Annotated in this window: 22 protein-coding genes; 11 read left to right on the top strand and 11 right to left on the bottom strand. The window is 65.4% G+C overall.

Annotation, left to right across the window (positions count from 1 at the left end):
- Positions 1-11: 11 nt before the first annotated feature.
- Positions 12-2,225, top strand: coding sequence for a glycoside hydrolase family 3 C-terminal domain-containing protein (locus L2Y96_RS22250; protein ID WP_247330626.1), 2,214 nt, complete (start codon positions 12-14; stop codon positions 2,223-2,225).
- A 77-nt stretch (positions 2,226-2,302) separates the two neighbouring features.
- Positions 2,303-3,073, top strand: a complete 771-nt coding sequence (locus tag L2Y96_RS22245) for a transporter (protein WP_247330624.1) — start codon at positions 2,303-2,305, stop codon at positions 3,071-3,073.
- A gap of 3 nt (positions 3,074-3,076) precedes the next feature.
- On the opposite strand, the gene L2Y96_RS22240 is transcribed toward L2Y96_RS22245, so the two are convergent.
- Complete coding sequence (locus tag L2Y96_RS22240; RefSeq protein ID WP_247330622.1) at positions 3,077-3,238, bottom strand: hypothetical protein; 162 nt, start codon at positions 3,236-3,238, stop codon at positions 3,077-3,079.
- A 106-nt stretch (positions 3,239-3,344) separates the two neighbouring features.
- Here L2Y96_RS22240 and L2Y96_RS22235 point away from each other — a divergent pair, with 106 nt between their 5' ends.
- Positions 3,345-3,950, top strand: coding sequence for a hypothetical protein (locus L2Y96_RS22235; RefSeq protein ID WP_247330621.1), 606 nt, complete (start codon positions 3,345-3,347; stop codon positions 3,948-3,950).
- 741 nt (positions 3,951-4,691) lie between these two features.
- Here the strand turns inward: L2Y96_RS22235 and L2Y96_RS22230 are convergent.
- Together L2Y96_RS22230 and mprF are read right to left on the bottom strand one after the other, a co-directional pair.
- Positions 4,692-5,492, bottom strand: a complete 801-nt coding sequence (locus tag L2Y96_RS22230; RefSeq protein WP_247330620.1) for a virulence factor family protein — start codon at positions 5,490-5,492, stop codon at positions 4,692-4,694.
- On the bottom strand, positions 5,489-8,098 hold the full coding sequence (gene mprF / locus L2Y96_RS22225; RefSeq protein ID WP_247330619.1) for a bifunctional lysylphosphatidylglycerol flippase/synthetase MprF: 2,610 nt from the start codon (positions 8,096-8,098) through the stop codon (positions 5,489-5,491). The genes L2Y96_RS22230 and mprF overlap by 4 nt, the downstream gene beginning before the upstream one ends.
- A 205-nt stretch (positions 8,099-8,303) precedes the next feature.
- Here mprF and L2Y96_RS22220 point away from each other — a divergent pair, with 205 nt between their 5' ends.
- Complete coding sequence (locus L2Y96_RS22220; RefSeq protein ID WP_247330618.1) at positions 8,304-10,229, top strand: LTA synthase family protein; 1,926 nt, start codon at positions 8,304-8,306, stop codon at positions 10,227-10,229.
- A gap of 32 nt (positions 10,230-10,261) precedes the next feature.
- Here the strand turns inward: L2Y96_RS22220 and L2Y96_RS22215 are convergent, their stop codons facing one another.
- Both L2Y96_RS22215 and L2Y96_RS22210 read right to left on the bottom strand, forming a co-directional pair.
- Positions 10,262-10,963, bottom strand: a complete 702-nt coding sequence (locus L2Y96_RS22215) for a pirin family protein (RefSeq protein WP_247330617.1) — start codon at positions 10,961-10,963, stop codon at positions 10,262-10,264.
- A gap of 132 nt (positions 10,964-11,095) precedes the next feature.
- Complete coding sequence (locus L2Y96_RS22210) at positions 11,096-11,512, bottom strand: hypothetical protein (protein ID WP_247330616.1); 417 nt, start codon at positions 11,510-11,512, stop codon at positions 11,096-11,098.
- 142 nt (positions 11,513-11,654) lie between these two features.
- Between L2Y96_RS22210 and L2Y96_RS22205 the strand changes: the two genes are divergently transcribed.
- Together L2Y96_RS22205 and L2Y96_RS22200 are read left to right on the top strand one after the other, a co-directional pair.
- Positions 11,655-12,662, top strand: a complete 1,008-nt coding sequence (locus L2Y96_RS22205) for an LLM class flavin-dependent oxidoreductase (protein ID WP_247330615.1) — start codon at positions 11,655-11,657, stop codon at positions 12,660-12,662.
- Complete coding sequence (locus tag L2Y96_RS22200; protein WP_247330614.1) at positions 12,659-13,093, top strand: putative toxin-antitoxin system toxin component, PIN family; 435 nt, start codon at positions 12,659-12,661, stop codon at positions 13,091-13,093. The genes L2Y96_RS22205 and L2Y96_RS22200 overlap by 4 nt, the downstream gene beginning before the upstream one ends.
- A 6-nt stretch (positions 13,094-13,099) precedes the next feature.
- Here the strand turns inward: L2Y96_RS22200 and L2Y96_RS22195 are convergent, their stop codons facing one another.
- Positions 13,100-13,996, bottom strand: a complete 897-nt coding sequence (locus L2Y96_RS22195) for a LysR family transcriptional regulator (RefSeq protein WP_247330613.1) — start codon at positions 13,994-13,996, stop codon at positions 13,100-13,102.
- 105 nt (positions 13,997-14,101) lie between these two features.
- Here L2Y96_RS22195 and L2Y96_RS22190 point away from each other — a divergent pair, with 105 nt between their 5' ends.
- On the top strand, positions 14,102-14,812 hold the full coding sequence (locus tag L2Y96_RS22190) for an SDR family oxidoreductase (protein WP_247330611.1): 711 nt from the start codon (positions 14,102-14,104) through the stop codon (positions 14,810-14,812).
- Positions 14,813-14,821: 9 nt separating this feature from the next.
- Here L2Y96_RS22190 and L2Y96_RS22185 read toward each other — a convergent pair whose 3' ends face one another.
- Together L2Y96_RS22185 and L2Y96_RS22180 are read right to left on the bottom strand one after the other, a co-directional pair.
- Positions 14,822-15,487 (bottom strand): DUF6348 family protein, encoded by a 666-nt coding sequence (locus L2Y96_RS22185; protein ID WP_247330609.1) that lies wholly within the window; start codon positions 15,485-15,487, stop codon positions 14,822-14,824.
- Positions 15,488-15,518: 31 nt separating this feature from the next.
- Positions 15,519-16,334 (bottom strand): DUF72 domain-containing protein, encoded by an 816-nt coding sequence (locus L2Y96_RS22180; protein ID WP_247330607.1) that lies wholly within the window; start codon positions 16,332-16,334, stop codon positions 15,519-15,521.
- 104 nt (positions 16,335-16,438) lie between these two features.
- Here L2Y96_RS22180 and L2Y96_RS22175 point away from each other — a divergent pair, with 104 nt between their 5' ends.
- Complete coding sequence (locus L2Y96_RS22175) at positions 16,439-17,059, top strand: response regulator (protein WP_247330605.1); 621 nt, start codon at positions 16,439-16,441, stop codon at positions 17,057-17,059.
- On the opposite strand, the gene L2Y96_RS22170 is transcribed toward L2Y96_RS22175, so the two are convergent.
- Positions 17,060-18,031, bottom strand: a complete 972-nt coding sequence (locus tag L2Y96_RS22170; RefSeq protein WP_247330603.1) for a GlxA family transcriptional regulator — start codon at positions 18,029-18,031, stop codon at positions 17,060-17,062.
- Positions 18,032-18,164: 133 nt separating this feature from the next.
- On the opposite strand from L2Y96_RS22170, the gene L2Y96_RS22165 reads away from it, so the two are divergent.
- The 3 genes from L2Y96_RS22165 (at position 18,165) to bla (ending at position 22,367) form a co-directional block, all read left to right on the top strand.
- On the top strand, positions 18,165-20,384 hold the full coding sequence (locus tag L2Y96_RS22165; protein ID WP_247330601.1) for a TonB-dependent receptor family protein: 2,220 nt from the start codon (positions 18,165-18,167) through the stop codon (positions 20,382-20,384).
- A complete protein-coding gene (locus L2Y96_RS22160; protein ID WP_247330599.1) occupies positions 20,384-21,469 on the top strand; it encodes a PepSY-associated TM helix domain-containing protein in 1,086 nt (361 codons plus the stop codon). Before L2Y96_RS22165 ends, L2Y96_RS22160 begins: the two co-directional genes overlap by 1 nt.
- An 88-nt stretch (positions 21,470-21,557) precedes the next feature.
- Positions 21,558-22,367: a subclass B3 metallo-beta-lactamase gene (bla, locus tag L2Y96_RS22155; protein WP_247330598.1), complete on the top strand. Its 810-nt coding sequence runs from the start codon at positions 21,558-21,560 to the stop codon at positions 22,365-22,367.
- 6 nt (positions 22,368-22,373) lie between these two features.
- Here the strand turns inward: bla and L2Y96_RS22150 are convergent, their stop codons facing one another.
- Both L2Y96_RS22150 and ligD read right to left on the bottom strand, forming a co-directional pair.
- Positions 22,374-23,270 carry an acyltransferase gene (locus L2Y96_RS22150; protein WP_247330596.1) on the bottom strand — a complete coding sequence of 299 codons (897 nt, stop codon included), beginning with the start codon at positions 23,268-23,270 and terminating at the stop codon, positions 22,374-22,376.
- 32 nt (positions 23,271-23,302) lie between these two features.
- A complete protein-coding gene (ligD, locus tag L2Y96_RS22145) occupies positions 23,303-25,255 on the bottom strand; it encodes a DNA ligase D (RefSeq protein ID WP_247330594.1) in 1,953 nt (650 codons plus the stop codon).
- Positions 25,256-25,257: the final 2 nt, after the last annotated feature.

Here is a 25,257-nt window from a genome sequence, read left to right as displayed (position 1 = left end):
GGAAGCTGATCATGGCCTTGCGTCGCACCGCCCTCGCCCTTGCCACCGCCGCAGGTCTCGCCGGCCTTGCCGGTACGGCTGCAGCGGCCACGCCGGCCGCCCACCCGTGGATGGATCGCTCGCTCTCGCCGGACAAGCGCGCCGAGCTGCTCGTGGCGGCGATGACGGACGATGAGAAATTTCGCCTGATCCGCACCGACTTCGGCATGAAGAGCGACAAGCACCCGCAGCCCGAGGGCGCGCTGGGCAACGCCGGCTTCATCCCGGCCATGCCGCGCCTGGGCCTGCCGGCCGTCCAGGAGACCGATGCCGGTCTCGGCGTCACCAAGCCGGGCGTGGACAACAAGGGCGCCATCTCGCTGCCGGCGAGCCTGGCCGCGGCGGCCAGCTTCGACCCGGCGGTGGCCCACGCGGGCGGCCGCATGATCGGTGGCGAAGCGCGCGCCAAGGGTTACAACGTGCTGCTCTCGGGCGGCGTGAACCTGCTGCGCGATCCGCGCAACGGCCGCAACTTCGAATACGCTGGTGAAGACCCGGTGCTGGCGGGTTACATCGTGGGCGCCACGGTGAAGGGTGTGCAGGAACGCCAGGTGGTCGCCACCATCAAGCACTTCGCCGCCAACGACATCGAATCCGGCCGCAACACCATCAGCTCGCAGATCGATCCGGTGACGCTGCGCGAATCCGATCTGCTCGCCTTCGAGATCGGCATCGCCCACGGTGATCCGGGCTCGGTCATGTCGGCCTACAACCGGGTGAATGGCACCTACTCGGGCGAGCACGACTGGCTGCTCAATGAGGTGCTGAAGAAGGAGTGGGGCTTCAAGGGCTGGGTCATGTCCGACTGGGGCGGCGCGCACAGCGGCGCCAAGGCGGCCAATGCGGGCTTGGACCAGGAGTCGGCGGGCGAAGTGTTCGATGCCGAGGTGTTCTTCGACAAACCGCTGCGCGAGGCCGTGGCCAAGGGCGAAGTGAGCAAGGCACGCCTCGACGATATGGCGAAGCGCATCCTGCGCAGCTTCTTCGTGCACGGTGTGATCGATAACCCGGTGCCGGTGAAGGCCGGCACGGTGCCGTACGAGGCCGACCGCATGGTCGCGCGTAGCGCGCTCGAAGCGGGTGCTGTGCTCCTGCGCAACGAAAACGCACTGCTGCCGCTCGCCAAGGGCAAGTCCGTTGCCGTCATCGGTGGCCATGCGGACAAGGGCGTGATGGCGGGTGGCGGTTCGTCGTCGGTCACGGACATCAACGGCAATGCGCTGGAAGGCGCGGAGCCGACCGGCTGGCCGGGCCCGTTCAATTACCACCCGTCGGCGCCGCTCACCTTCATCGGCAAGCGCACCAGCAAGGTCACCTTCGATGCGGGTACCGATGTGGCCGCTGCGGCCAAGGCGGCAGCGGGCGCCGATGTTGCTGTGGTGTTCGTCACCAAGTGGGCGGCCGAATCGTTCGACGCGCCGGATCTCTCGCTGCCGGATAACCAGGATGCGCTGGTCGCCGCGGTGGCCAAGGCCAACCCGCACACCGTCGTGGTGCTGGAAACCAATGGCGCGGTGAAGATGCCCTGGCTCAACCAGGTCGGCGCCGTGCTGCAGGCGTGGTATCCGGGTTCGGGCGGTGGCGATGCGATCACCCGCCTGCTTTACGGTGACGTGGCACCGAGCGGCCGCCTGCCGCTGTCCTGGCCGACCGATGAATCGCAGTTGCCGCGCGCGACCATCCAGGGCGCGGGCCTCAACAGCAAGGAAAAGCCGGCCGACACCATCGACTACAACATCGAAGGCGTCGATGTCGGCTACCGCTGGTTCGAAAAGACCCAGCGCAAGCCGCTGTTCGCCTTCGGCTATGGCCTCACCTACACCTCGTTCGACTACAGCGGCTTCGAAGTCGGCAAGGGTAAGGACGGCCGCCCGGTCGCCCATGTCACGGTGAAGAACACCGGCAAGGTTGCTGGCGCCGACGTGCCGCAGGTCTACGTCACCGGCCCGCAGGGTGGCACGCGCCGTCTCGCCGGCTGGGCCAAGGTGAACCTGAAGCCGGGCGCGAGCCAGCGCGTCGATATCCCGCTGGAGCCGCTGGCACTCGCTCGCTGGGATGACGCCGGCAAGCGCTGGCACATCACCGCCGGTACGTACCAGGTGAAGCTCGGCCGCACCGCCGAGGACTTCGCCGCCGACGCGAAGCTCGATCTCCCGGAAAGCTTCCCGGTGGTCAAAGCCCCGTAAGCGCAACGCCCCGGTGATCCTGGATCACCGGGGCTCTTCGCATTGCCGCGACGCGTAAGTTCGCGACAATGCCGCGCATGAACCTGCGCCCCGCCCTCGCTGCCGCCCTGCTCCTCACTCCCACGATCGCGCTGGCCGATCCGCCCGACTTCGACCGTCCCGGCGCCGGCTTCGCCACGAGCGTCCTTCCTGCGGGCACCGTTGCGCTTGAGCAAGGCTTCCCGACTTACGAGCGCGAACGTTCGGACGGCTACCTCGACCGCACCTACACCGCCGACAGCCTCATCCGCATTGGCACCGGCGGCCCCGTGGAATTCCAGCTGGGTGGCTCGGTATGGAACCGCCTCGAAGAACGCGGCCAGGGCTCGCGCCGCCACGCAGTCGGCCACGGAGATACCAGCGTCGCCATGAAATACGCCCCCGCCGGTACAGACTCCGACGGCGCCTTCAGCTGGGCCGCGCTCGGTGAAGTCACGTTCGCGAACGGCGATGAGGATTTCGGCAACGGCGCAAAGCAGTACAGCCTCGGCACCACGATGCAGTGGGAACCCGACGACAAACGCCAGGCCACCCTCTTCGCCAATGTCGATCGCCTGAAGGGCCACAACACCTGGACCCTCGCCCCGACGTTTGGCCGCAAGTTCGGCGAAAACTGGATGGCCTATGTGGAAGCCGACGCGATCCACGACGCGGAAGACGGCAACGAGCTGCAAGCAGGCGGTGGCGTCGCGTACGACATCGGCGATCACGCGCAGCTGGATGCGTACGCCCTCCACCGCATCGGTGGACATGGCCCCTCTGTCATCGCAGGCCTGGGCTTCTCCGTCTTCTTTGGCAAAGCGCCGTAGCCGTTACCGGTTGCCGCGTCGCATGGCGCGAAACAGCAGGAATGTAAGAACGAGCCCAATGGCGAGGCCGATAACCGAGCCATAGACGGCACCCGATTTCTCACCCACCAGCCAGCCCACGCCGCAGCCAAGCAGCAGAAAAATCGGAAGTGGAAGACAGCCCATAACCTGATCCTGTGTGTCGGAATGGCCTTACAGACGACACGCAAGGCGATACCTATCGTGAAGACCCGCCCGCATTTGCCGGGTGAAGTCTATCGGCAGGTCATGGATGAGTGTTCCGAAATTTCGGTGGCGGCATGCGGCACGTTCGGAGACGTGGGCACCTCGTATCATCAATGACGTCCGGTATGCGTTCGATCATCTGCACGATTTCGATATGGTCGTGTCACGTCCCGCTCGTAAGGAACTCCCAGCGCTGTGTGTTCCCGTGCGCGTCGTCTTTGATTGCCATGTGGTCACTGAAGGAGCGTCCCTCCATGATTCGGTCGCGTCAACAGATCGCGCATCGGTATGGATCGACTCCGGCGGCAGAATGCGCATCTTCAACGATGCCCGATACATCCAGTCGCTTCGCCTGCCGGCGCTGATTAAGGGCCTGCCCCGCGGCCATACGAAGTGCTACGTCGCCAGCGCCCACAACTACATGGTCTGTGAGCAACTCGGTCGCGATGGAGTCGTGGAGTCGTATCAGGTCTATTTCGACCTCTACCGTCCTGGAACAGAAGCGCGTCTGGTGATGTACGTGCAGAGCGCCTACGTAAAAGATCAACCAGGAGCAGCTAGTCGTCGGCATGCCAAGCCTTTTGCGACGCTCTGCGCGGAGAAGGCTGGCATCGTCGCGAAAAAACCGAAAGGCAACAAAAAGGCCCCGTAGGGGGCCTTTTTGCGTCCACATAGAGCGGGTCCGATTCCTCTTACCCAGCGCTTGCTGGACCCAACGAAACGGGCGGGCGGCTCCTCCCATCGGCTAGGGAGCCTCATGGTTCGAAATGCTAACGGCTCCGAAAACAGAGTCAAGTCAGCCAGTTCCGATCCGGGTTGTAAGACATGGCCCTCGCGCTCACGCGGAGGGCCATGGTGACCGTCCCTGGGTCTGGTAGCTGAGCCACCTATGCGCGGCCCGGCGTGGCCGGCGCGACGCTATCGCCGATGAAGGGGGGGATCGATCCTGGCGCTAGGGACGGACGGCATCCTGCCGTCGGATCGGTCATCGGCGACGGTGTAAGTCTTACGTACGGTGATCCGCCAGGGATATAGGAGGATTCTTAAAAATAGGCCCAATGTGCCGTCGGGCCCTCTTGCGCATGCCTTTTGTTCAGGCTGGCGCCCGCTGATCGCGCCGCGGACGCGGCGGCTGCGGGTTGTTGGCGCCGTGGCTGGTCGGGCGAGGGGCTGGCCGGGCCTGCGGCGGAACCGGCGCACCACGGCTCGCGAGCGAGCGAAGCGCTGCGCAATCAGACGTTCCGTAGTCACGTTTTCCGGATTCTCGCTGCATGGCTCGTCTCCTGCTTATCCCGCCCGGATAAACAGGTTGAGCGCGGAAGACGAAAATTACGGTGGCACGCAGGTGAATTTTCAGTGACAGAAACTCACCCGCGGATTCGGCCATGCCGCGTTAAGGCGGTGTGGAGGCCTTGGCTGCCAAGGGTCGCGGCGGCATGCGCGAAATCAGCTCGGTGGCCAGCTGTTCGTAGTTTTCATCAAAGTGATGAGAACCGGGCTTTTTGTACACCGTGACGAACGCCGGCAGCTTCGGATCCGTGCAGCCGCTGTCATCGGCATCTTCCGCGCCGTAATAGCAGGCCATCGGTGGCTTGCCACCCAGCGCCGCGATGGGCGGCATGGCGTCGGAATGCACCACTGGATTCAGCCACTGCAGCAGGCTGTGCGTGGCGGTGGTCCACCAGCCCTGGTGCATGTAGCCCTCGAGTTCGATCTCGAAGTTCACATCGCGGCTGGCCGAGAGGAGTACCAGCTGGCTCAGTCGGCTGCGGTTATCCGTACGAAGCTTGCCGACGATCGTGGGCAGCACGTCGGCGCCAAACGAATAGCCGACCAGCAGGATCCGCGTCTTGCCCCACTGCTTCGTGTACTTATCGAGCAGGCGGTCGAGATCGTGGGCGGATTCGTCGGGCGAACGGTAATGCCAGAAATACTTGAAGGTGCTCAGCCCCACGACCGGCACGCCACGCTGGGTGAACACGGCGCCCAGGCGCTGGTCCAGATCCCACCAACCGCCGTCGCCGGAATAGATGACCACCATCAGGTCTTCCTCACCCGAGGGCGGCGCCTTCAGGGCCGGTAACTCCACCGTGGCGCTTTCCAGGGACGCGTGGCTCCACGGGTGCCAGGCCAGTACGGCCAGTGCGATCGTCACGGCCAGGATGATGCCTATGTAACGAAGGATCTTCCTCACCGGCGCACGACCCCGCCCAGGCCGCCCGAGATGAGGCTCGCCACGTTCGCCAGCGCCAGCGGCAGGGCGATGCCGCCCGGCACGGCGATGTAGCGCGGCTCCCATTCGGGATCGAACTTATCCTTGTAGCGGTGCAGGCCACGGAAGTTGTAGAAGCGCTCGCCGCGGCCAAAGACCATGGCGCCAAAGCGGCTCCACAACGGCGCGGTGCGGCGGTTCTGCAGGCCCGAGAGAGGGGCCATGCCCAGGTTGAACCAGCGATAGCCGTTGGCTTTCGCCCACGACATCAGCTCGATGAACAGGAAATCCATGATGCCGGCAGGGCCTTCGGGCAGGTGGCGCATGAGATCGACGGAGGCCTCCTCCTTCGACTCGGTAAGGAACATGTTGGCGAACGCGACGAGTTCTTCACCCTGCCAGATCACCGCCATGGGCGTGCGTGAGAGATACCGCTCATCCCACAGGCCGAGCGAGAAACGCTTCTCGCGGACCTTCTTGTCACGCATCCATGCATCGGAGATAAGTTTAAGCCTTGGCAGGATAGCCGGCACGTCTTCGATGGGAATGATCTCAAGGCGCAGGCCATCGCGTTGCAGTTTGTTCACCGTGCCGCGCAGCGTCTTCTTGGATTTGCCGTCGAGGTTGAAGGTCTCCAGGCGCACCCGGGCTTCCTCGCCGATCTTCAACAGGTTCATGCCGACTTCGAGGTAGAGGTCGAGATCTTCGGGGCGCACCTGGTAGAACAGCGGCCAGCCACCGGCGCGTTCGCATTCCTCGCGGAAGCTCCAGACCAGTTCGCGGCGTGCGTCTTCGTCTTCGCCGACCGGATCGCCCATGGCGACCCAGCTGCGGCCTTCGATGTCGTACATGATGAAGGCGCGGTCTTCCGGCGCGAACATCAGGGTCTTGTCGGCGACGAGAGCGAGGTGGGCCTGGGCCGAGCTGAACTGCTTGAGCAGCGGCATGGCGCGGGCGAGTTCCGCATCGTTCGGGCGATTGCGCCGTGGCCGTGCCGGGCGGATGAGGTTGGCCAGCGCGAACAGCATGACGACAGCAGCGGCACCCACCAGGGCGCGCAGGGCGCGCGGGGCGCCACCGTGGCGGAAGCTGAATTCCCACCACAGGTTGTTGCTGTATTCGACGTGCTTGAAGCTGAAGAACACCAGCCACGTGGCGCAGGCGAATACCGCCGCGATCGCGATCACCCAGCCCGGCGAGAACGTGGCGCGGAACAGCGAAGCGCGACGGTAGAAGTGCCGGTGGGCAGGCGCGAGGGCCAGGGCCAGCAGGGTCAGCAGGGTGGCTTCTTCGTAATCGATGCCCTTGAGCATCGAAAGCACGGCGCCGAGTACGAGGAACACCAGGGTCAGCCAGTACGCCGCATCGAGGCGGCGCTGCAGGCCGCGCGCCAGGATGAGCAGCAGCATGCCGACCACGCTGGAGAGGAAGTGCGAGACCTCGACCAGGGGCAGCGGCACGAAGCCGCGCAGGATCTCCATGCGGCCCGGGATGGCCAGCGTGGCGCCGGAGAACAACAGCACGGCGCCGCAGACGAGGGTGAGCCCGGCGAAGAACGGCGGCAGCAGCCCGGCGAACCAGGGCGTGATGAGCGCGGCATGGCGCAGGGCGCGCAGCTCGCGGATGATCACCATCAGCGTGGCGACGCACAGCGGCAGCAGGTAATAGACCGCGCGGTAGGCCGCCAGCGAACCGAGGATCGGCGCCTCGAGGCCGTGGTTGCCGGTGGCGCCGAAGCCCGCAAGCATCACGGCTTCGAACACACCCAACCCGCCCGGCACATGGCTGATCAGGCCGGCCATCTGGGCCAGCACGAAGATGGCCAGGAAGTGGCCGAAGCCGCCGACAATGGCCTCGGGCATCAGCACGTACAGCACGCCGGCAGCGAGGCCCCAATCGAACGCACCGACCAGGATCTGCCGCGCCGCGACCATCGGGGTGGGCGAGTTGATGGCCCAGCGCCACACGCGGATGGGCCGGCGCACGAACACGGCCACGGCAAACCAGGCGAGCGGCACCGCCGCCAGCACGATGGCGAGCGGGATCCGCAGGTTGGATAGCGGGACTTCGGGCGGGATCGGCACGAACAGCAGGGTCGCGCCGGTCAGCGCGGCCAGGCCCAGCCAGAAGCTGAGCGTGGTGTAGAGCACCACGCGGGCGATCTCACCCGTGGTCAGGCCGGCCTGGATATAGAAGCGGTAGCGAATGGAGCCCGACACCAGCAGGGACATGCCCAGGGCATTGGAGAAGGCGTAGCTGATGAACGAGATCAGGCCGACCCGCTTGGGCGGCAGGCGCTTGCCGACGCTCGCCAGGCCGAACCAGTCGTACAGGGTCATGACCGCGAAGCCGGCCGCCGTCAGCAACACCGCCAGGCCGATATCGGCATTGGGCAGGTTGTGCACGTAGTTGCCGATTTGGCGGTACGTGACCTCGCTGGCCATGAGATGGAGGGCCCAAAGGGCCAGGCACAGCAAGGCAACGGATAGCAGCGGGCCACCCGCCCTGCGCAGCAAGGTGGCGTATAGCGCGCGCTTTACCGGGGGAGGTGGGTTAGGCGACAGCTCCGTGCCTGATGCGTGCTCCACGGTGCCGCGGCTCCAGTTTGGCTCGTAAGGTCGTGTAGGGTGCCACAGAGCGCGCCGCGACGGCAGGGAGCAGGTTCCTGCCGCCTTTGTGCATGGGCTCGTTGAAAGCTGGCGCTAAGGTTCGGGAAAGGCAACCGTAAGCGCCCTTTCTTACGCTTTTGCGACATGCTGGCCCTACCGCCGGCCCGTTCCAACGCGAGGCCCCATGCACCTTGTTTCCCCGGCGCTGCGCCAGCGCTTCCGGCCCCTGGCCTGGTATGGCGTGTTGTTCCTCCTCGTGGCCTTCGTGGTCCGGCTCATCCTCCTGATCAAGACCGGCAAGGATGTCCCGCACTCGATCGGGGCGTGGCTGTACATCTTCGGCGTGGGTCTGGGCTACGACCTGGTCACCTTCATCTACATGGGCTGGCCCATGCTGCTGGTGTTGTGGCTCCTGCCACGCCGGGCAGCCATGTCGCCGTGGGGTCGCAAGATCTTCCTGGGCTTCGCCTGGGTGCTTGCCTTCGCCACCCTCTTCGTCGCCGTGGCCGAGCTGGTCTTCTGGGGCGAATTCAGTGCCCGCTTCAACTTCATCGCGGTGGACTACCTCGTCTACACCCATGAAGTCGTCGGCAATATCCGTGAGTCGTACCCGATCGGCACGTGGATCACGATGATCGCACTGCTCGCCGTGGGCATCGTCTGGCTTAGCCGGCCCAAGCTGGCGCTGGGCGACGACGGTTCGCGTTTCGGCGGTCGCACGCTGGTGGTGCTCGGCTGGCTGGTCGCCACGGTGGCGGTCAGCTTCGGCGTGGACGCGGCCATGAAGGATGGCCAGCGCAACCAGTACATGAACGAACTGGCTGGCGACGGTACCTACCAGTTCTTCGCCGCGTTCCGCGAAAACGAACTCGATTACGCGAAGTATTACCCCTCGCTGCCGAAGGATCAGGCCTTTGGTGAACTCCGCACCCTGCTGAAGACGCCGGACGCGACGTTCACCAGCAACGATCCGATGGACATTACCCGGCGCATCGAGAACACGGGCCCGGAAAAGAAGCTCAACGTCGTGCTGATCAGCGTCGAGAGCCTCTCGGGCGATTACGTCGAAGGGCTGTCGGTCAGCAAGCACAAACACCTGATGCCGAACCTGGATGCGCTGGCGTCGAAGAGCCTGTTCTTCACCGAGCTCTACGCGAACGGTACGCGCACGGTGCGTGGCCTCGAGGCGTTGTCGCTCTCGGTGCCGCCCACGCCAGGCGAATCCATCGTGAAGCGCCCGGGCAACGAAGGCCTGTGGTCGCTCGCCGATGTGTTCAACGAGAAGGGCTACAAGTCCGAGTTCGTGTACGGCGGTTACGGCTACTTCGACAACATGAACCACTTCTTCGCCAGCAATGGTTATGAAGCGGTCGACCGCAACGTCATCTCCGACAAGGACATCCACGCGGAGAACGTGTGGGGCGTGGCGGATGAGGATCTGTTCACCCTGGTCATGAAGCGCATGGATGACGCCTATGCGAAGGGCAAGCCGTACTTCGGCCATGTGATGACCACCTCGAACCACCGGCCGTTCACCTTCCCGGCGGGCCGCGTGCCGCTGCCGCAGGGTTCGCGCCGCGCGGCCGTGCAGTACACCGATTGGGCGATCGCCGATTTCCTGAAGCGCGCGTCCACCAAGCCTTGGTTCGACGACACGATTTTCGTGATCACCGCCGACCATTGCGCCACCAGCGCGGGCAAGACGAGCCTGCCCGTGGACCGTTACCACATCCCGCTGTACATCTACTCGCCCAAGCACGTGGCGCCGGGCCGCGTCGATCGCCTCATGAGCCAGATCGATATCCCGCCGACGCTGCTGGGCATGCTCAACTTCAGCTACACCTCGCGTTTCTACGGCTACGATCTGTTCAAGCTGGAGCCGGGCCGTGAACGCGCGTTCCTCAGCACGTACCAGGAACTGGGCTACCTGCACGGCGGCATGATGGCCTCGCTGGTCCCGCGCCAGCCGGTGAAGGAAATGCTGCCTGAGGAAATCACGGGCGATGCCAAGCCGGTGACGACCTACGACGACAAGAACGCGAAAGACGCGATCACCTACTACCAGACCGCGGCGTACCTCTTCACCAACGGCCTGATGAAGCGCAAATAAAAAAAGGGCCCCGTGAGGGGCCCTTTCGCCGGTTACGCGGCAGTGTCGACCAGGACCAGCTCGGCGTCTTCCTTCGCGGTGATGCGCAGCACGCGCTCATCGCGGACGGCGGCGCCGTCGCCCTTGTTAAGGGTCTCGCCGTTGATCTCCACGGTGCCGACGGCCGGCACCATGTAGGCATAGCGGCCTTCGCCGAGCGTGTACTCGGTGGTCTCGCCGGCCTTCAGGCTGGCGCCGAGCACGCGGGCATCGGTGCGGATCGGCAGGGCCTCGCCATCACCGGGCATACCGCTGGCCAGGGTGACGAACTGACCCGAGCGCTCGCCCTTCGGGAACGGGCGGGTGCCCCACGACGGTGCCTTGCGCTCGCCATCCGGGATGATCCAGATCTGGAAGATCCGGGTGGTGCCCGGTTCGGCGTTGTACTCGGCGTGGCGGATACCGGTACCGGCGCTCATCACCTGCACGTCGCCGGCCTCGGTGCGGCCCTTATTGCCCAGGCTGTCTTCGTGGGTGATCGCGCCTTCGCGGACATACGTGATGATTTCCATGTCCGAATGCGGGTGCGCCGGGAAGCCGGTGCCAGCGGCGATGGTGTCGTCGTTCCAGACCCGCAGCGCGCCCCAGCCCATCCGCTTCGGGTCGTGGTACGAGGCGAACGAGAAATGATGCTTCGCATCGAGCCAGCCGTGGTTGGCGCCACCAAGGGTGGAAAAGCGGCGGATGTCGATCATGTCGTGCTCCCCCGGGGTTAACCGGACTGGTTGAGTGGATGGCGCTATTTTCCGCCTCCAGACTGGCGCGTGGAGCATCGGTGGGCCGAACGGATTGTTTCCCGGATGGATCGAAACGTGGTCACGATTCTCCTAGCGTCTGATCTCGCGAACGACTCGAACGGCCGGGCACCACGCGCTGCCGTGTACGCGTGCGCCGGCGGCGATACGAGAAGCCAGCTCATTGGGCGTGTGCGACGAACAGCGCGCCACCAGCGTGTCGATCGGAAGGAGGCGGTGGCGCTCCGTGTAGAACGGCCAGTGCGGGCTCCAGGGCGAGGGCCGCTGCACGAGGCGGCTGGTCAGCCGTAGCGGCTTGCCCGTGTGCAACGCTTTCACGAAGGCCTTGGCGCGCGCGTTCTCGCTGATCCGCACGATCACCTCGGGCTGGGCGGGCGCCTCCACCGACTGGATGGCGAAGAAGCGATCCGTCTGCACAGCCTCGGCGCGTGCGTTGGCCGCAGCCAGCGCAAAGGCGAGCACGGGGATAAAACGAAGAAGCGGCATCATCGGGTGGCTCCATCCATGGGGTTCGCGCAGGTAACCACGCATGGTCGCGGGGCGTCTATCGGGCGCCGCCTGAGGTTGCCTTTGGCCGAAGGCCGCCCATATGAAAGGAATCGGTGCCCGTCGCACCCCAAGGATTTGCCTCATGATTCCGTTTTCCGTCCTCGACCTTGCCCCGGTACCGCGCGGCGCCACGCCAGGCGAGGCGCTGCGCCACTCGCGTGACCTCGCCGTCCATGCCGAGCAGCTGGGCTTCCACCGCTACTGGCTGGCCGAGCACCACAACATGACGGGTATCGCCAGCGCCGCGACGGCGGTGGTCATTGGCTATATCGCCGAGGCGACGAAGACGATCCGCGTGGGCTCGGGCGGCATCATGCTGCCCAACCACGCGCCGCTGGTAGTGGCCGAGCAGTTCGGCACCCTGGCGTCGCTGTATCCCGACCGCATCGATTTGGGCCTGGGCCGTGCGCCGGGCACCGACTACGCCACCGCCCGCGCGCTGCGCCGTTCGCTCGGCCCAAGCGATGACCGCTTCCCGGATGACGTGGTGGAGCTCCAGCACTACCTCGGGCCGCTGCAGCCGGGCCAGACGGTGCGCGCCGTCCCCGGCATGGATACCAACGTGCCGCTGTGGCTGCTGGGCTCGAGCCTGTTCAGTGCACGCCTTTCCGCCGAACTGGGCCTGCCGTTCGCGTTCGCTTCGCACTTCGCTCCCGACCTGATGATGCAGGCGCTCGATGTGTACCGCACGATGTTCCGTCCTTCCGCAGTACTGTCCAAGCCGTACGCGATGCTCGGCATCAACGTCGTCGCGGCCGATACCGACCAGGAAGCGAATCGCCTGTTTACGTCGCAGCAGCAGGCCTTCTGGAACCTGCGCCGCGGCGCGCCGGGCCAGCTGCCGCCGCCGGTGAACAGCATGGAAGGCATCTGGACGCCCATGGAAAAGGCCCAGGTGGATCACGCCCTTTCCTGCGCCGTCGTCGGCTCGCCCGATACCGTGCGCGATGGCCTTGCGGCCTTCATCGAGCGCACGCAGGCCGATGAATTGATCATCACCGCGCAGGTGTTCGATCACGAGGCACGCAAGCACTCGTACACGCTGGTGGCCGAGCAGCACGCGAAGCTTGCCGCGAGTGCCGCTGCGTGACGTTGCGGGTCGTCCTCGACACCAATGTGTGCCTCGATGCGTTCGTCTTCGCCGATCCTCGTGCCGCTGCGCTTGTCGCGGCGATCGAGGGCGGCGAAGTGGAAGCCGTCACCCGCGACGATTGCCGCGAGGAGTGGTTGGCGGTGCTGGACTACCCTGCTTTGAAGCTCGATGACACGCGGCGTGCTGCCGCCGTGTCGCGCTTCGATGCACTGGTTCGCCATTTGCCCAAGGGCGATTGCGAGAAAAAGCCGCCGCGCTGCAAGGATCCCGACGACCAGAAGTTCCTCGAACTCGCTGCGTCGTCGCGCGCCTCCATCGTGTTCTCACGCGATGCGGAAGTGCTGCGGCTGGGGCGCCGCACGAAGCGTGAAGGCCTCTTCGAAATCATGCGTCCCGAAGAGTGGCCCGATTTCCGCGATGCGGATTAGTTGAGGCTACCAGCGCCATTGCTTGCCTAGTTCTTCTACGCAGAAGTCCACGAAGTGCCGGACCTTCGGTGCGAGGTGCTGCGCGTTCGCATAGACCGCATGCAGTGGTGCCGCGGGAATCGTGAAGCCTGGCAACACGCGCACCAGCCGCCCGGTGCCGAGATCATCACCCACGTCCCAGATGGATTTCTGCACGATGCCGGCACCCGCAAGCGCGAGGCTTTGCGCGGTCTCACCATCGTTGGTGATGTAAGCCGGATCGACGCGGACCGACACGCCATCACCCTCGCGCTGGAAATGCCAGTCACGCGAGGGGTGTTCGCCGAAGACCACGCAATCGTGTTTCGCCAGGTCCGAGGGCTGCACGGGCTGGCCACGCCGTGCGAGGTACGACGGCGCGGCGCACAGCACGCGAAAACTCGGCGCGATGCGCCGCGCGATCAGCGATGAATCGGCAAGCGTGCCAAAGCGGATGGCCAGGTCGTAGCCTTCGTCGACGATATTCACCACCGCATCGGTCAGGTGCAATTGCACGGTGAGCTCCGGGTGGCGGTCGCGGAACGCAACGAGCAAGGGCGCGATGTGCGATCGGCCGAAGCCTCGCGGCGCGGTGACCCGCAGCAAGCCCATCACCACATCGCGCGTCCGGGATACCGCCGCCTCGGCTTCCTGCACTTCAGCCAGGATGCGGACACAGCGCTCATGGAAGGCGTGGCCTTCATCGGTTAGCGATTGCCGGCGCGTGGTGCGCTGGAGCAACCGCACGCCCAGCCGGGTCTCCAGCGCGGTGAGGCGCTTGCTGACCACCGCCAGTGAAAGGTCCAGGTCGCGCGCGGCGGCGCTGAGGCTGCCGGCGGCGACGATCCGGGCGAAGACGGTGAGCTCAAGCAGGTTGTCGATCATTCTTCGCTTTCCGGAAAGAGTGATTCCGCCAGGGGCATCTTTGTCAGCGGCTGGGCAAGGATCATAGTGAATCCCGTCCTTCCCATGCTTGTCGAGGTTTCCCCCATGTTCTCCTTCACTGACCAGACCGTACTTGTCGTTGGCGGTAGCTCGGGCATCGGCCTGGCCACCGCCACGGCGTTCGCCCATGCCGGCGCCCGCGTCACCATCGCCTCCCGTTCGGCCGACAAGCTGGCGGCCGCCGCCGCGCAGATCGGCCACGGCACCGAGTGGGCCGAACTGGATACTGCCGATAACGACGCGGTGGAAGCCCTGCTGGGGACGCGCCGCTGGAACCATGTGGTGGTGTCGGCCGCGCAGACGCCCTCGGGCCCTGTGCGCCAGCTCGCGCTCGACGACGCCCGCAAGGCCATGGAGAGCAAGTTCTGGGGTGCTTACCGCGTCGCTCGCGCGGCCAATATCGCCGACGGTGGCTCACTCACGCTCATCAGCGGGTTCCTTTCGGTGCGCCCCAGCGGCACGTCCGTCCTGCAGGGTGCGATCAACGCTGCACTGGAAAGCCTCGTCCGCGGGCTGGCGCTGGAGTTTTCGCCGGTGCGTGTGAACGCCGTATCCCCGGGCATGATCCGTACCCCGTTGTGGGATGGCATGGAGGGTGAGAAGCGCGAGGCACTGTTCAAGGCGGTCGCCGAGAAAGTGCCCGCGAAGCGCATTGGCGAAGCCGAAGACATCGCCAATGCGGTGCTCTACGCGGCGGCCACGCCGTTTACGACGGGCTCGACCATCCTGGTCGATGGCGGCGGCGCCATTGCCTGATCGGCGTCATCAATCCGCCGGCACGAGCGCAATGAAGTTACGCAGGCTGTAATAGCGCTCGTGCTGCGGCCAGTCGACCGAGGCGATCGCCTTGTGGCCGGCGGCCCAGGGCTCGTTATCGAGCAACACTTCCACCTGGGTCTTGCCATCGCCCACGTTGCCGTAAAACACGCGGATCCAGTGGATATCCTCCGTGAGCGGCGCCGTCGAGATGGCGGCTTCCAGCGCGGAGAGGCCGTCTTCCGGGATCTCCATCGGCGCGTCGTCTTCACCACGCAGGGTGAAATCGCCGATGTAAACGGTGAAGCGGTGCGTGCCGACGGTCAGTTCGCGCACGGCCAGCTTCTTCGGGTTCACCACGTGCCAGCAGGCCGCCAGCACCACGTGGAAATCGTTGCGCGCGAAGCTATCGAGCGCATCGCGCACGCCGGCCTTGCCGCCGCCGATGCCGCCGAAGCTCTCTTCGATGGTGCGCTCTTCGTCGAGCACGATATCCAGGTCGAGGCGGCCCATGCCGCCATCCTTGCCTTCGTGCCAGATGCCGCGAATGGCGGGGTAATCGCCATCGTCGGAGCCATCATCGTCCTGGGTGAGCAGCCAGTCTTCATCGGGCACGAGGCCGACGTCGTTTGCGGCGAAGAGATCGATGAGGCTGTTCTGGATAAGTCGGTCCATGGGGATTCCGTGGGGTAGATCGTAGGGTGGATTATGCGATGCCGGCGGCCGTCGCGAGCGCCATCGCCGCCGCGGGGTTGCGTTCCTTTGCGGCTGAGATGAAGTAGACGAACGCGTCTTTTGGGGTTTTCTTCGCCTGCGGCGCGGCCACGTGGGGCAGGTCCGTGGGATCGCCACCATCCGTCCACGCCGTCGCGCGCTTTGCCCATTCGCCGAGTGCCCTGGCGGTATAGCCGGTAGGACGGTCGGCCTCGCTACGCATCAGCCGCGCGTACACGAAGGGGCCGGTGAGGTCGGCCAGGTTGGGGTAGTCCGGTGAATCGGTATAGACCGTGGCGACGCCACGCTCGCGCGCCAGTTCGACCCAGCGTGGATCAAGGAAGCTCTCGTGGCGCACTTCCACCGCGTGGCGCAGGGCCACGCCACCCACGTTCGTAGGGAGCAGGTCGAGGAAGCCGGCGATGTCGTCGGGGTCGAATGACCGTGTGGGCAGGAATTGCCAGAGCACGGGGCCCAGCCGGTCACCGAGCTCCACGGCGCCCTCGAGGAAACGCCCTACCCGCTCGCCGGTCGTCGCCAGGGCTTTTGTCTGCACGATGTAACGCGGTGCTTTCACCGAGAACAGGAAGCCATCCGGCACGGTCGCCGCCCATTGGCGGTACACCTCCGGCGAGGGCGCGCGGTAATACGTGCCGTTGATTTCGATGCTGGTCACGTGCTGGCTGGCGTACTCGAGTTCGCGCTTCTGGGTCAGGCCCTCCGGATAGAAGACGCCGCGCCAGGGGGCGAAGTTCCAGCCGCCCATGCCGGTGCGGAGGATGCCGTGGGTGCTGGATTTCTTGACCATGGTCACTCCATGTTCGCAGGCCGTCGGTGGAGGGCATGTCGTTGCATGCCGCGTCAGGACGGATCGGCCATACTTCCGCTCCGGAACCTTGCCATCTTCGCACCATGCCCACCATCCGCATCATGACCGTCGACGACCACCCCTTACTGCGCGAAGGGATCGCCGCCGTGCTCGAAGGCCAGCCTGGCCTGGAGCTCGTGGCCGAGGCCAGCACGGGCGAGGAAGCGATTGAGCGCTACCGGGTATTACAGCCCGATCTCACGCTGATGGATCTGCAGATGCCCGGCATGGGTGGTATCGCGGCGATCGAAGCCATCCGCGCCGAATTTCCCGATGCCCGGATCCTTGTGCTCACCACGTACCGCGGCGATGTGCAGGCGTTGCGTGCGTTCCGTGCTGGCGCGCAGGGCTACCTGCTGAAGAGCGAACTGCGCAAGGACATGCTCAGCACGATCACCCAGATGATGGATGGCAAGCGGCGTATTCCTGACGAGATCGCGCACGACATGGCTGGCCATGCGAACGACGATGAGCTGACCCCGCGCGAAACCCAGGTGCTCACGCACGTGGCCACGGGCTCGGCCAATCGTGATGTCGCGGCGCACCTCGGTATTGCCGAGGAAACCGTGAAGGCGCATATGAAAAGCATCCTGGCCAAGCTCCAGGCCAACGACCGCACGCACGCGGTCGCCATCGCGCTCCGCCGCGGCATCATCGAACTCTGATCAGGTGCGGGCGTGCGCGTACCGCTTGCGGTAATCGGCGGGCGTGACACCCAGCTTGCGCATGAAGGCCCGGCGCAGGCCATTCGCATCGGCATAGCCGAGCCTGGCCGCCACGCGTTTCGGCGTGTCATGCCCTTCTTCCAGCCAGCGCCGCGCGGCCTCGACGCGCATGTTTTCAACGAACTCGGCGGGCGTCATGCCGACCTCGCGATGGAACACGCGGGCGAAGTGCCGAGCGCTCATGCCGGCACGCGATGCCATGCTTCCCACCGAGTGGTCCTCGCCCGGATGCGCCGCTACGTAGCGCTGCAGTTCCTGTAGCGCGCCCCGTCCCGCGGGGGCCGCCTCACCGTGCCGGCTGAACTGCATCTGCCCGCCGGGGCGGCGGTAGAACACCACCAGCTCCGCGGCCACGGCCATGGCGACGTCGCGGCCCAGGTCTTCCTCGACGAGCGCGATCGCAAGGTCCATCCCCGCCGTGACCCCCGCCGCGGTGCAGACAGGGCCATCGCGCACGACGAACGCGTCGGCCTCGACGGTGAGCGTGGGATGGCGGCTAGCGAGCACATCGGCCACCTTCCAGTGGGTGGTGGCCCGGCGCCCATCGAGCAGGCCCGTCTGAGCGAACAGCAGGGCGCCGCTGCAAATCGAGCCATACCGCCGTGCGCGGCCGGCGTGGCGGGCCAGCCAGTCCAGCGTGTGCAGGTCGGTGGCGGCGCTGGCCAGGTCGGGCGAGCCTGCGACGAGCAGGGTATCGAGGGCCGGGATCTCGTCCTGGGTGCTGCGGTCGGGGAGAAAGCGCATGCCGGAGGAGGAGGCGACCGCCAGCGGCGCGGTGCCGACCGTGAGCACCTTGTAGGCCTCGCGCCCGGTTTGCCGGTTGGCCTCGGCGAACACATCGGCGGGGCCGGACACGTCCAGCATCTGGACCCCTGGTGGGGCGACGATGACGATGGCCAGCGGCTTGGGCATACGCGGATTATGGCGGTATTCGCTGCTTTCTATCAAATCCAGCCGGATCGGGCGCCGAAAGCATGATGTATTTGATCTGATAATCAGTCGTATTTACGATTAGCACCTTTCGCACGATCCAAGGCTGCTCCCGATGTCCCCTCGCCCCACCGTCCTGGCCCTCGCGCTGGCCGGCGCCCTCGCCGCGCCCGCCGCCTTCGCCCAGGACAACCCGACCCCGCCGCCCTCGCCCACCAACCTCGAAGGCGTGAAGGTCGTCGGTGACTGGCTGGGCGACGCCCAGCAGAACGTGGTGCAGAACCATCCGGGTGCCCGCACGGTGGTGCGTCGCGAAGAGCTGCGCGAGGCCGGTGCGACCAATCTCCGCGACGCGCTGCGCCGCATTCCCGGTGTGCAGGTGCAGGAGAGCAACGGCACGGGCGGCAGCGATGTGTCGCTCAACGTCGGCGTGCGCGGTCTTACCTCGCGCCTTTCGCCGCGCTCCACGATTCTCCTCGATGGCGTGCCGCTCGCCGTGGCGCCGTATGGCCAGCCGCAGGTCTCGATGGCGCCGGTGGGCCTCGGCAACCTGCAGGCGGTCGACGTCGTGCGCGGTGGCGGCTCCGTGCGCTACGGGCCGCAGAACGTGGGCGGCATCATCAACTTCGTCACCCGCGATATCCCGGAGACCTTCGGCGGCAGCGCGGGCGTGCAGTTCCAGGGCAGCGAGCACGGCGGGATTCGCACGAACACGAATGCGTTCGTCGGCGGCACCACGCAGAACGGCCTGGGCCTCGCGCTGCTCTACAACGGCCTGCATGGGCCGGGGTACCGCGAGCATGAAGACAACGAGAGCATCGACGACGTGATGCTCAAGGCGAAGTACGCGTTCAGCAGCGAAGACACGCTCACGGGCAGCATCCATCACTACGATGGCCAGGCAGGCATGCCGGGTGGTCTCACCCAGGCTGACTACGATGCGGATCCGTTCCAGTCGCGCCGTCCCTACGATGACTTCCACGGCCGCCGCACGGATTACGTGGTGAAGTACAGCCACGTGGAAGACCGTCGCTCGTTCGAAGTGCAGTCGTACTACTCCGACAGCTTCCGCGGCAGCCACATCGAAACGATCACCGAGAACCCGAACGGTAGCTACACGCACCAGCTCAACGCCTATCCGCGCAACTACCACGTGTTCGCGATCGAGCCGCGCTATTCGCAGCTGTTCGACTGGGGCCAGGTAACGCACGAGATCGGCGTGGGCTACCGTTACACCAACGAAGCGATGCACGAGCAGACCTTCCGCAACAACAAGTACACCTCGAACCTCTGGTACACCCCGTTCACCGGCGATCCGTACAACGGACCTTACGTCCTGTCCGGTAACAACACCGGCGGGAACGAAGCGCACGCCCTGTACATCGACGACACGATCAACGCGGGCGACTGGACGATCACGCCGGGCCTGCGCTACGAGCGCATCCGCAGCCAGTGGCAGGCGCATCCGAGCGCGACCGTGGTGGTGAAGGGGCCGACCGAGCGCCGCGAGAACTACTCGAAGCCGCTGCCGTCGCTCAATGTGATGTACCACCTGAGCGAAGCGTGGAAGCTGTACGCCAACGCGGAGACCTCGTTCGGTTCGCTGCAGTATTTCCAGATCGGCCAGAAGGATTCGACCGGCCAGTTCGCCCAGGGCCTCGAGCCCGAATTGGCGCGTACGTATGAAATCGGCACCCGCTACGACACCAAGGCGTGGGGTGGTGAGGTCAGCCTGTTCCGCATCAACTTCGACCATGAGCTGCAGCTGGTCGGCAAGCTGCCGAACGTGCCCGACTCTTACGAGGGCTGGACCAGCCTGGGCGCCACCACGCACAAGGGCATCGAAACCTCGGCGCACCTGGATTTCGGCTCGTTCGCTGATGCGCTCGACGGGCTAACCCTGTGGGGTACGGCCACGTACACGCATGCGTTCTACAAGCATGGTTCGTTCGAAGGCAAGGACCTGCCGTTCTATTCGCGCCGCACGGCCAACCTCGGCCTGCGTTACAACGTGGCGGCGTGGACCTTCAATCTCGATGCGTTCTCGCAATCGCGCCAGCACTCGCCCGGCTCGCCGAGCTTCGACCCGGCCAACCCCACGGTGTACGTCACCGAGCCGTCGGCCGATGGCGACCTTGGCAACATCCCGGGCTGGACGACGTGGAACGCGCGCGCCGAGTACGCCTTTGGTCCTTCGTTCTCCAACCTGCGCGTCGGCGCGGGCGTGAAGAACCTCTTCGATCGCCGTTACTTCACGCGCAGCACGGATAACAACGACGGCTTGTACGTCGGCATGCCGCGCACCTACTTCGTCCAGGCCTCGGTAGATTTCTGATGACCCCACGCCCGCGCCGCTTTCGCAGCACCCTGAAGACCCTGCACCTGTGGCTGGGCCTGTCCCTCGGCCTGCTGCTGGCGCTGGTGACCCTCTCCGGCAGCGTGCTGCTATGGGAGGATCCGCTCGTGGCGGCTGGGCACCCGGAACTGACGTCGCGGCCACTGCCGGACCTGGCGACGCAGGGGCGCTCGCTTGCGATCGTGCTGGCGTCGAAGGAGGCGAAAGGCCTGCGCGGTGTTTCGTTGCCCGATGACGATATGCCGGTGTGGGAAGCGCAGGCACGTGGCGGTGATCGTTTCTACTTTGACGCGACGACGGGTGAGCCTTTGCTGACCCGGCATAAGCTGAGCGACGGCTTGCTCCTGCTGATGGATTGGCACACGCACCTGCTTTCCGGGGAGATCGGTGAAACGGTGTTGGGCGTGGTCGCGTGCACAGGCCTTTTCATGCTGTTTTCGGGTGTGTGGCTGTACTGGCCCGGCCGTCAGCGCGCGCTGAAGCACCTGAAGCCGCATACGCAGCCGCCGTTGCTGCGCTGGGCCAGCTTTCACCGCGCGGTCGGCGTCGTCGCCCTTCCCTTGCTGATCGTGATGATCGGCACGGGTACCACCATGGCGTATCGCGGTGCGGTACGTAACGGTTTGACGGCGGCGTTCGGTGAGAAGGCGCCGGCGAAGCCGCCGAAGACGGCACCGCTGGATGGCCCGGTCGACTGGGTCGCCGTGCTGGCCGCCGCGCACGCTGCGGCGCCGGATGCCGAGCTCACGCGTCTCATGTTGCCCGGCAAGGACTCTGGCACGATCGTGATGCGCGTCCGCCATGCGGGCGAATGGAATCTCGCCGGGCGTAGCTCGGTGTATATCGATGGGCATGATGCGAAGGTGCTGGGCGGCGTGGATGCCACGAAGCTGGGCACCGGCGGGCGTCTCGCGGATTCGTTGTTCCCGATTCACTCGGCGGCCGTAGGTGGCCTCGCGTGGCGCATCGTGGCTACGTTTACCGGCTTGCTCCCAAGCTTCCTGTTGGTGACGGGTTTCCTGTTCTGGCGCGCCCGTAAGCGACGCCCCGCTGCGCGGGGCTGATCGCGCGCCCGTATTTCGCCACACCATGGCCCGGCGCACGGCCGGGCCTCGCCGCTATGCTGCGCGTCCATCCACGGGGGACATCCCAATGCGCCGCGCCCTGCCCTTGCTTACCGGCCTTATCGCCCTGCCCGCTTTCGCTGCTTCACCGACGGCACCCGTGCCGGCATGGAGCGAACCCGCTACGCCGCACGTGATTTATGGCAATGCTTACCAGGTGGGCACGAAGGGTCTCTCTTCCATCCTGATCACGTCGCCACAGGGCCACATCCTCATTGATGGCACGTGGACCGGTAACGCCACGTTGATCGAAGCCAACATCCGCAAGCTCGGCTTCCGCGTGCGCGATATCAAGCTGATCCTCAACTCGCATGCGCATCATGACCATGCGGGTGCGATCGGCCAGCTGGCAAAGGACAGCGGCGCTACCGTGCGCGCGACGGCGGCAGGCGCGAAAGCCATGCGCCTGGGTGGCCAGGATCCGGATGATCCGCAATACGTCGCCGGTTCAAAAGACGCCTACCCCGTATTCCCGGTGAAGGGCGATATCACCGACGGAACGGTCGTGACGGTGGGGCCGCTGAAACTCACGGCGCACATCTCGCCGGGCCATACGCCCGGCGGTACGTCGTGGACGTGGGACAGCTGCGAAGGCAGCACCTGCAAGCACATCGCTTACGCCGACAGCCTGTTCGCGTTCTCGTCGGATACGTATCGCTACAGCGATCATCCCGCCTACGTCGCCGAATACCGCAAGACGTTCGACCGCGTGGCGGCATTGCCCTGCGACATCCTGGTGACGCCGCACCCGGAACAAGGCGAAGGCAAAACCTGCGCCGCCTACGCGCAATCCGGTCGCGACAAGCTCGAACAAAAGCTCAAGGACGAAACGAAATAAAACCGATCAGACCGGCTTGGTGAGCATCTGCGCGATGCGCTCGTCCTTTTCCGTCCATAGCTGGTTGATCCACGCCTGGAAACGCTCGCGGAACGCCGTGTCGTTTTCGTAATCGCCGCGCATGCTGTCCAGGATGGGCAGCTTGCGCACGTGGATACGCACTTCGCGAATGCGCCCCGCAATCATGTCCATCATGCTGCCAGCGCCATCGGGGTACACGATGGTCACATCGAGCATGTGGCGGATGGCATCACCCATCGCATCGACGACAAATGCCACGCCGCCGGCCTTCGGGCGGAGCAGGTGCCGGTACGGCGATTTCTGTGCGTCGTGCTTGGCCTGGGTGAAGCGGGTGCCTTCGGTGAAGTTCATGATGGCCACGGGGACATGGCGGAACTTCTCGCAGGCGCGGCGCGTGGCATCGCGGTCGCGCGACTTGAGTTCCGGATGGCGCTCGAGCTCTTCGCGCGAATGGCGCTTCATGAAGGGGAAATCCAGCGCCCACCAAGCCGGGCCAAGCAACGGCACCCAGATCAGCTGGCTCTTCAGGAAGAAGCGCATGAACGGGATACGGCGGTTGAAAACCTTTTGCAGGGCAGGAATATCGATCCAGCTCTGGTGGTTACAGACCACAAGGTAGTTATCGCGCGGCGCCAGGCCATCCACGCCTTCGATCGTCCAGCGCGTACGCGTGAATGCGCCCCACAGCCAGCTGTTTACGCTGAGCCAGCTCTCCGCGATACCGACCAGCGCGGCGCCACAGGCCTGGCGCAGGGCGCGCACCGGCAGTACCAGGCGGACCAGCGTCAGCAGGAACAGCGGCAGCACGTGCAGTACCGTGTTGACCAGCAGGAGCAGGCAGGCGAGCGGTACGCGCAGGAAGATGGGTAGCGAGGCGAACATGGGGCGTCAGGCCAGGGTGGAATTCGCCAAGTCTACAGGCCCAGCTGCGACATCACGTCATCCAGGCCCTGGCGCAGCGAGTCGATCCCCTCCCAGGGGTCCTTTTTCAAGCGTGCCAGACGCTTGGGCACGCTATGGATGGTGAAGTCCGCGCCGGAGGTGAGCTTGCCGAGGTCTTCCCAGCGCAGTGGTACAGCCACCGGCGCGCCAGCGCGAGCCCGCAGCGAATACGACGCCACGGCGGTCGCGCCCCGGCCGTTGCGCAGGTAGTCGAGGTAAATCTTGCCGCTGCGCACCTTCTTTGCCGCTGTGGCGACAAATTCGGCAGAGTGTGCCTCAGCCATGGCCTCCGCGAACCCGCGTGCAAAGGTGCGCACGGTATCCCAGTCGGCAGCGGGTGCGAGTGGCACCACGACATGGAGCCCCTTGCCGCCCGTCGTACGCACGAAGGAGGTTAGGCCTATCTGCTTGAGAAAATCCCTAATCATCCGGGCCCCCGCCACCACGCGAGCCCAGGCGACGCCGTCGCCCGGATCCAGGTCGAAAATCACCCGGTCGGCGGCATCCGGCGTCTTGACGTGCGAACCCCACGGGTGGAATTCGATCGCGCCGAATTGCACCAGTTCCAACAATCCATCGGCATCCTTCGGGTAGAGGTAGACGGCCTGCGCGCCGCTTTCCTCCTTCAATTTTGCCGAACCGACATGGTGCAGCCCGTTGATCATGTGCTTCTGGAAGAAGCACGGCTCACCGATGCCCCCAGGACAGCGCAGCATGGGCATGGGCCGGTCGGCGATCGGTGGCAGGATCCACGGCATCACCGCCTTGTAGTAGTCCGCGACCTCTTGTTTGGTGATGCCATCGTCCGGGTACACGACCCGCTCGGGGTGGGTGATGGTGATCGCATCGGCAGCCACGGGCGTCTTCCTCGTCTTGGTGCGTACGGCGGTAGTGCGGGGACGGTCGCTATCGCGCAGGTCACCAGGGGATTTATCCGCGCGCAGCGCTTTCAGGCTCGGCTGCCGCAGCAGGTGGTGGTTGCCGATGCCGCGAAAATACACCTCGGCGACCACGGTAGGCTCGACCCATAGCGCGCCGTGGAGCAGGGGATCGATACCGTCGAGCGGGATGGGCGGCTTCTTCTGGCCACCCCTGGCTAGCGATTTGCCGAGCTGGCGCAGCATGGCGTCGGTGAAACCCGTGCCCACGCGGCCCACATAGATCCATCGGCCTTTTGTGCCCGGCCTCGCCAAAAGCAGCGAGCCGAACGACAGGCGCGTGCCTTTCGCGGCCGTATAACCGACCACCGCGAACTCATCGGACTCGAGTCGCTTGATCTTCAACCAGTCATCGTTGCGGCCGCTGTGATACGCACCGTCGATGCGCTTGGACACGATGCCTTCCAGCTGTTGACGCATGGCGGCCGCGAAGGCGTCATCACCGTCGCCGACGCTGTGGGCGCTGAAGTGGAGCGGCGTCTTCACGCCTTTAAGCAAGCGCTCGAGGAGTCCCTTGCGTTCGACCAACGCCATGCGCGAGAGGTCGTAGCCCTGCAGGAAAGGCATGTCGAAAAGCATGTAAGCGAGCGGCGCGTCTGCTTCGCCGGCCAATGTTTTCTGCAGTGCATTGAAATCGCTGCGGCCGTGCGCATCGAGCGCGATCAGTTCGCCATCCAGTCGTGCGCTGTCGAGACCCAAGGCCTCGATGGCTCGCACGATGTCCGGGATGCGATCGTTCCAGGGCAGGGCGTTGCGCGACCAGAGTCGGACCTCGCCCTTCGCGATGCCTGCCAGGATGCGGTAACCATCCCACTTCACCTCGTGCAGCCAGCGATCGCCCTGCGGTGGCGTCTCGCGCAGGCGTGCAAGCTGTGGTGCGAAGAACGCTGGATCGGGCTTGCCCTTTTTCGCTCCCGCGAGTGCGGCCGCCGCGTCGGCGAGCGACCGGTTGGAGGCTTGCCTGGTCCGGGAAACCCTGGGCTTCATGG

It is taken from the genome of Luteibacter aegosomaticola, assembly GCF_023078475.1.
Lineage (GTDB): Bacteria > Pseudomonadota > Gammaproteobacteria > Xanthomonadales > Rhodanobacteraceae > Luteibacter > Luteibacter aegosomaticola.
The sequence above is the reverse complement of the archived record's forward strand: the minus strand, read 5'-3'. Positions and strand labels throughout refer to the sequence as shown.